This window comes from Rothia sp. 88186D007BW (genome assembly GCF_053544215.1).
Window position 1 is genome coordinate 89,121 of record NZ_JBPPTR010000011.1, and the last position, 7,347, is coordinate 96,467.

At 52.0% G+C, this 7,347-nt stretch carries 5 protein-coding genes; 2 read left to right on the plus strand and 3 right to left on the minus strand.

What is annotated here, in order from left to right:
• The first annotated feature begins 16 nt into the window (after nucleotides 1-16).
• The gene (gene dnaE / locus ACEE09_RS07705) at nucleotides 17-3,553 is read left to right on the plus strand and encodes a DNA polymerase III subunit alpha (RefSeq protein WP_449083550.1); all 3,537 of its coding nucleotides are present in this window, start codon (nucleotides 17-19) and stop codon (nucleotides 3,551-3,553) included.
• Between the two features lie 130 nt (nucleotides 3,554-3,683).
• Here dnaE and ACEE09_RS07710 read toward each other — a convergent pair whose 3' ends face one another.
• From ACEE09_RS07710 to ACEE09_RS07720, 3 genes are all read right to left on the minus strand, one after another.
• On the minus strand, nucleotides 3,684-4,214 hold the full coding sequence (locus ACEE09_RS07710) for a DUF805 domain-containing protein (RefSeq protein ID WP_449083552.1): 531 nt from the start codon (nucleotides 4,212-4,214) through the stop codon (nucleotides 3,684-3,686).
• A gap of 230 nt (nucleotides 4,215-4,444) precedes the next feature.
• Entirely contained in the window at nucleotides 4,445-4,624 is a 180-nt protein-coding gene (locus ACEE09_RS07715; RefSeq protein WP_449083554.1) for a hypothetical protein, read from the minus strand.
• A 1,248-nt stretch (nucleotides 4,625-5,872) separates the two neighbouring features.
• On the minus strand, nucleotides 5,873-6,775 hold the full coding sequence (locus ACEE09_RS07720) for a hypothetical protein (RefSeq protein ID WP_449083556.1): 903 nt from the start codon (nucleotides 6,773-6,775) through the stop codon (nucleotides 5,873-5,875).
• 342 nt (nucleotides 6,776-7,117) lie between these two features.
• On the opposite strand from ACEE09_RS07720, the gene ACEE09_RS07725 reads away from it, so the two are divergent.
• Entirely contained in the window at nucleotides 7,118-7,294 is a 177-nt protein-coding gene (locus ACEE09_RS07725) for a hypothetical protein (protein ID WP_449083558.1), read from the plus strand.
• Nucleotides 7,295-7,347: the final 53 nt, after the last annotated feature.

Consider the following 7,347-nt stretch of genomic DNA (forward strand, 5'->3'; position numbering starts at 1 on the left):
TAAGGACGTAACTTGTATGGCTAACACTGATTTTACTCACCTGCACGTGCACACCGAGTATTCCATGCTCGATGGTGCTGCCCGCCTAACTGACCTCTTTGAGCGCTCTAAACAGTTGGGCATGAATGCCTTGGCTACTACCGACCACGGCTTCCTCTTCGGTGCCTTTGACTTTTGGAATAAGGCAAAAAATGCTGGGGTTAAACCCATTATTGGTGTTGAGGCTTATCTGACGCCGGGTACTGCCCGCCAGGACCGCACTCGCGTGAAGTTTGGTGAGGGTGGGCGTGATGATGTCTCCGGTGGTGGTGCCTACACCCATATGACTATGTGGGCAGAGAATACCCAGGGTATGCATAACCTCTTCCGGGCGTCCTCTCTGGCCTCTCTTGAGGGGCACTTCTATAAGCCGCGTATGGACCGGGAGCTACTGCAAACGTACGGTAAGGGTCTGATTGCAACTACCGGCTGCCCCTCCGGTGAGGTGCAGACCCGTCTGCGCCTGGGCCAGTACAAGGAGGCTATGCAAGCAGCGAGCGATTTCCGCGATATTTTCGGTAAGGAAAACTTCTACTGCGAGCTCATGGATCACGGGCTTGATATTGAGAAAAAAGTCATGGCTGATCTGCTCAAGCTGGCTAAGGAACTCAACCTGCCCCTGGTTGCTACCAACGACCTGCACTACACCCACGAAGAGGACGCTAAAGCCCATGCTGCCTTGCTGTGCGTGCAGTCTGGTGCTACCTTGCAGGACCCCAAGCGTTTTAAGTTCGATGCTGATAACTTCTATTTGAAATCACCAGCTGAGATGCGTGATCTCTTCCGCGATTACCCTGAAGCTTGCAATAACACCATGGAAATCGCTGAGCGCTGCTCGGTGGAGTTCAACACCAAGGCTAACTATATGCCTAACTTCCCCGTGCCTGAGGGGGAGAACGAGGAATCCTGGTTCGTGAAAGAGGTTGAGCGTGGCCTGCACTACCGTTTCCCCAAGGGCATACCTGATGAGGTGCGCAAGCAAGCTGAATATGAGGTGGGCATCATCTCGCAGATGGGCTTCCCCGGCTACTTTTTGGTGGTTGCTGACTTCATCAACTGGGCTAAGGAGAACGGTATCCGTGTGGGCCCTGGCCGTGGTTCGGGTGCAGGTTCTATGGTTGCTTACGCTATGCGTATTACTGACCTGAACCCGCTCGATCACGACCTGATTTTTGAGCGCTTCCTTAACCCTGACCGTGTCTCTATGCCCGACTTCGATGTGGACTTCGATGATCGCCGCCGTTCTGAAGTGATTCACTATGTGACCGAGAAGTACGGCGAAGACAAGGTGGCAATGATCGTCACCTACGGTACTATCAAGGCCAAGCAGGCCCTGAAAGACTCCTCCCGCGTGCTGGGCTACCCCTTCTCTACCGGTGAGCGTCTCACTAAGGCCATGCCTGATGACGTCATGGGTAAGAACATTGCCCTGGCTAACGTCTATAACCCCGAGGACAAACGCTATAACGATGCCCAGGAGCTGCGTGACCTGATTGAGTCTGACCCTGATGCGTCAAAGGTTTTTGAGACCGCTAAGGGTATTGAGGGTCTGAAGCGCCAGTGGGGTGTGCACGCGGCGGGCGTCATTATGTCTAGCCATAACCTGATTGACGTTATCCCCATTATGCGCCGTGAGCAGGACGGGCAGGTTATCACCCAGTTCGATTACCCCACCTGTGAGGGGCTGGGGCTGATTAAGATGGACTTCTTGGGTCTGCGTAACCTGACCATCATCTCTGATGCCATTGAGAATATTAAGCTCAACCGCGGTACAGATTTGGATCTTGAAACCCTGGAACTGGATGATGTTGAGTCTTATAAGCTACTAGCCCGTGGCGATACGCTAGGTGTTTTTCAGCTTGATGGTGGACCCATGCGTCAGCTGCTTAAGCTCATGCAGCCTGACCATTTTGAGCACATTTCGGCGGTTTTGGCGCTTTACCGCCCGGGCCCGATGGGCGCGAACTCGCATACCAACTATGCTCTGCGTAAGAATGGCCTGCAGGAAGTCGCCCCGATTCACCCGGAGCTTGAGGAGCCTCTGGCTGAGATTCTTGATACCACCTACGGCCTGATTGTGTACCAGGAGCAGGTGATGGCGATTGCCCAGAAGGTCGCTAATTACTCTCTGGGTGAGGCAGATATTTTGCGTCGTGCTATGGGTAAGAAGAAGAAGGAGGAGCTGGATAAGCAGTATGCCACCTTCCACCAGGGCATGATTGATAACGGCTACTCTGAGGGTGCGGTCAAGGCCCTCTGGGATATCCTGTTGCCCTTCTCTGACTACGCCTTCAACAAGGCCCACACGGCAGCCTACGGTCTGGTGTCCTACTGGACGGCTTATCTGAAGGCCCACTACCCCCAGGAGTACATGGCTGCCCTGCTGACCTCGGTGGGTGATGATAAGGACAAACTCGCCCTGTACCTGAACGAGTGCCGCCACATGAAGATCACGGTGCTACCGCCTGATGTAAACGAATCTGCCCTGAACTTCACCCCGGTCGGTGATGATATCCGCTTCGGTATGGGCGCTATCCGTAACGTGGGCGCTAACGTGGTTTCTGCCATGGTTGAGGCCCGCGAAAAAAAGGGCCGCTACGAGAACTTCAACGACTTCTTAGCTAAAGTGCCCATCGTTGTCTGTAACAAGCGAACCGTGGACTCTCTCATTAAGGCCGGTGCCTTTGACTCCCTGGGCCATGACCGGCGTCCACTGTCCATGATCCATGAAGAGGCTATTGACGCAACCGTCTCGGTTAAACGTCAAGAAGCTGCTGGCCAGTTCGACCTCTTTGGCGGGTTGGGTATGGACGATGATAACCCGACCAATGAGCTGGCGGTACAGGTTCCAGACGTCCCTGAGTGGGAGAAGCGCGATAAGCTCAACTTTGAGCGTGAGATGCTGGGCCTTTACGTCTCTGACCACCCCCTGCGTGGCCTGGAAGATGCCCTTGACGCTCTTTCTGACTCTACGATTCAAGGCCTGGTCTCTGAGGACTCGGTCAAGCCCGATGGCGCTATTGTGACTGTCGCTGGCATGATTACCAGCGTTTCGCGTCGTATCGCGAAGAACTCCGGTAACCCTTATGCCCGTATCGAGATGGAGGACCGCACCGGTTCCATTGAGGTGATGTTCTTTGGCCGTGCTTATGAGCCGATTGCTGGGGTGCTGGCAGAAGATCTGATCTGCACTATCAAGGGGCGCCTACAGCGCCGCGATGATGGTTCGGTAACCCTGAGCGCCCAGGAGCTGAATATCCCTGAGATTTCAGCGGACGGCACCAGCGGGCCGGTCACAATCGCTATTCCTGAGTATAAGGCAACTGAAGAGACCCTGGGGCAGCTGCGCGATATTTTGCGGAATCACAAGGGTGAATCTGAGGTGCGCATTGCTATGACGACCCGCACTAAGCGCCTACTCATCCGCTTAGGGGCGGATCTGCGGGTCAACCCCAACCCGGCCCTCTTTGGTGATCTCAAGGTGTTGCTGGGCCCGGCCTGCTTGGATGCCTAACTCTAGGTGTAAAAAGGCAGCCCCGCCCACTGTGACCGGTTAAAACAGTGAGAGCACGTAGAATCTACGCGCTCTCACTGTTTTTGCTTTATGTACCTGATACAGCAGGTAGTTGCGATTTAGGGGCGATCTATATCGGCGGGCTTGTCGTACTGGTAGCCCTTGGGGGAGCTGGGGAAGAAGTACATGACAAAGGGGACAATGCCAAAAAACCTACGAGAGAAAGCAGGTAGAAGGCCCCATGGAAACCAGCGTCCTGGAGTCTGCGCCAGCTAACAGCTAGGGTACAGGCCAAAGAGATAAGCGACCAGAGCAAGAGAAGGCCGAGAAGAATAATGACGCCGTAGGCAGGGCCGGTGCCACTTTCGGCCAGAGAATGGTACTCAGCGTAGGTGATTTCACCATTCGCGTACTGAGTGGTGAGTGCCTCGAACTTATCCATTTCGCTGAGTCTGTGATTGAAGGCAAAGGTCAAGATAATCGCGATGATGAGCGACACAAGAGAGAAGGCACCGTAAACCCACCAGAACTCTGAGCGAGATGCTCTACCTGAGAAGTGGAAGAGGTACTTGAAATTATTTTTGATTGCCTGGCTGAAATTGACCGTGGGACGGGGCCGGGAACCAGTCGAAGCTGGCTGGTCATAGACAGTGGTTTCCACCAAAGGGAATCCTTTCGAATCATGTGAGATGTGCAGGGAGTCAGAGCCGCCCCCGTCTCCTGGTGTACCGTCTCTTCCCTTGCCAAACGGTGTTATACCCAAATACGGACGGTGGTGAGCAGCGTGATAGTTGGTGGGGGAGGGGCGCGGTAGTGAGCTAGTCGGTTTAGCTGTCCTATCTTTCATTTGCCGCCGTAGTCATCGCCCTTCAAAACTGGTTTTTATGGTTTCTAGGGTGAGAGGGAGCCTTCAAGGACTGTTTTGGTGGTGTAGGTCAGGGGTGGAGCAGCCGGCCCAATGAACATCACCGAATCCTTCACATACCGCTCCATACCGGCCCGATTAAGCTGAGCAACATCTTCTGCTCCGGTGTTCACCAGGCGGCGAATCCAGCAAAGCCCCAGTTGCACCCCTCGAAGCAACCTTCGTGAGCTGGTCTCGCCATCATTCAAACCAGGTAGTAAGCTAGTGACCGTAACTACCGAGGGGCAAATACTGCTGACGCCCAATCATTAGCTGATGTAGATACTTAGAGGGTTATTCATAAGGGGGTACCCCTTATGAATAATAACCCTCAGTGTCTCCTACTGGAATCCACCGCCGACCCTCACCACCACCATGCTCTCTGCCCAAACATGAGCATACACACTTGAAGCCCCTAGCATTAGCGCGTGCCCAGTTGCGGGGAACAAGAAGCAAAGGGTGATTGTCGACTACAGGAAGAAGAAATTCCTTTTCCATCCAGGTTTTAGCCTGGGAGTCCCATACGTTTCGACGAATAGCTTCTATCTTATGGTTTCCGCTAGTAAGTTGAGGGTATTCAGCGAGCATCTTCTGAGTAAAAAGAGCTAAAGGCTCGAAGATGATACGAGTAGTCAGGTCTGATGTCACATCTGCCCCTACTCCATCAACAAAAACCGGCAACTCCTCTAACATGTGAAAGATTCCCACGTTCAGCAATCCCTGCGCATCGGTACGCAGACTATTCCAAATCTCAGTACCTTTCTGTAAGGCGGCACCTTTACCTTGATACCCTTCCTTAGACATCCCGAGACGGGTTTCGCTAGGTTCGTTGAAAGTTTGAAGGAGTCTTTCTCCCCTTTGCTAATCTCCAGCTCGCGTAGAGATTGCACAGGCACAAACCCCTACCAGCAGTGACCCCACAGCGCCCAACCGTAACAACACAACGTCAGGAGCTTCATCGCAGGCTGAGTCGGAAGCAGAAACTGCTGAGAATACTTCTAAGAGCATCTCGCCGTAGTATACCTTTACTAGTATCGCCGGAGTTCTCGTAGCCATTGGTACAGGTCCCTGGGCCTTCCTAACAGGCAAAAAGCGCCGCAAAGATAAGGAAGAGGAAATTTAGTATCTAGAGCACGAACAAAAAGAAAAGGCGTTAGTCCTACTAGAACTAACGCCTTTCCGCCAAATGATGATGAGAAAGTTATTGTATCTGGTGTACTAGCGCCTGTTAGAATTACGCAAAGAAATCAGACGCCACCACGAGGTAACCAGAACCCCGGCAACCAAGATAGGAATAAGGTACCGAAGGTAGCCATCGAATCCATCAACCCCTAGAATCGTTACAAGGGCTAGAACTATCGATACGTGCAAAAGAGGATACTCCACGTCGCGCATATTTACTTCTTTCTAAGGCTCTATGAGAAGCAAGCGTGTCGAACAGCAGTAATACCAAGCACATCAGCAAATACATTGCCATAAGTTTTCTTTAGGTGCGCCATGTAGGCATCCCACCCATTAAAAGCTTTGCGAGAGCGTACGATGAATTCCACGCCTTTCTTGACGCTTCCAAATTTTGCGGCAATTTTAACTCCAGCAACAGCCAGCTTCCCTCCTGGAACAAATAAAGGTAGAACTTCTACACCAAGCACTCCAACGCACTCAGCCCAGCCCCAAAAACCTTCAGAATCTGCTACAACAGGGAACGCGGTATCTTCGGTAAATTCAATCGTTTGAATCAGGGCGTTCCCCTCCACGGTGTAATGTGTAGGAACCTTATTTCCAACTGAGTCTAATGCCCACGGAGATGCATAACTCATTACTACTTCATCCGAAGACGAGAGGATATCTATGCTTCCGTCTTCTTTCTGAAGTACTCGTCCACCGTCAGGAACGCCAATTTCAAATCTGTAGTCTTTTGCTGCTGAAGAATCTGGTATCGAGATGAGAGTTTGGTGTCCCCGGCTCGTTTCATATGTAGAAATAGTAGCTCCCTGGCTACTTGTATTTAGTACAGGTTCACCTATCCCGGAGAATAGTTCTTTGGGAAGCTGAGCGGAATCAACGGTTTGGCCAACATCGGTTCCGGGAAGGCTCAGCGAGGATATACCGTCGAAAGTGGTAAGTTGAACTTTGTTTTCTTCTTCTACGACAAATTTGTTCTCCAGAGAGTCTTGCTCGAGTTCGTCCAGCTCCTGGATAATCTGCTCTTCATAGTGCTGGTCTATCGCTATCTGGGTTGATGCATAAGCCCCACTAGTAATGGTAGGCACCAACATGAGTGCTGCGGCTCCGGCGCCTACAAAAGCTATTTGCTTCATGATTATCCTCCAGATAGCTCATCTTTGGACCTTTGAAATATGGGTGTAGTGTCGTGGGGCCTCCTCAGGAGCGACCCCACGGCCAGGCTACCAGTGACCCAAGACATACACAACACTTGTACTCAAAAAATACAGCCTTGCTTCTGATACGCGTCTCACGGCTCTGGTGCAACTCAAAAAGTTATTAATGCACCCTACGATACTGGCACCAACCCGACCTTCAAATTATCCGTATACGGAAACGTAAACGTCGACCCAGCACCCGAAGCACCAACTGATATTTACTGGGTTTAGTTCCGAACCCTAAAATTGAAAACAAACAAAAAACAAAGGAATAAACCCATGCCCACCCAATACCCCGCCGAACTCAAAACACGAGCCCTACGCCTACTGGACGACCACCTCGAAAACAACCCCGACACAGGCATCTACACCGCCTGCCGAAACATCGGAGAACGCCTCGGCAACGGCCCCGAAACCCTGCGAAAATGGCACGGGACTGTCAGGAAAACGGTGTAAACCCTCCCAACCCCAACAGGAGAAAATAACACCATGACAACAGAACACCAACT

Excerpts from the sequence above, each read along its gene's own strand:
- dnaE (WP_449083550.1), top strand. The coding sequence starts at position 17 with ATGGCTAACACTGATTTTACTCACCTGCACGTGCACACCGAGTATTCC.
- ACEE09_RS07720 (WP_449083556.1), bottom strand. The coding sequence starts at position 6,775 with ATGAAGCAAATAGCTTTTGTAGGCGCCGGAGCCGCAGCACTCATGTTG.
- ACEE09_RS07725 (WP_449083558.1), top strand. The coding sequence starts at position 7,118 with ATGCCCACCCAATACCCCGCCGAACTCAAAACACGAGCCCTACGCCTA.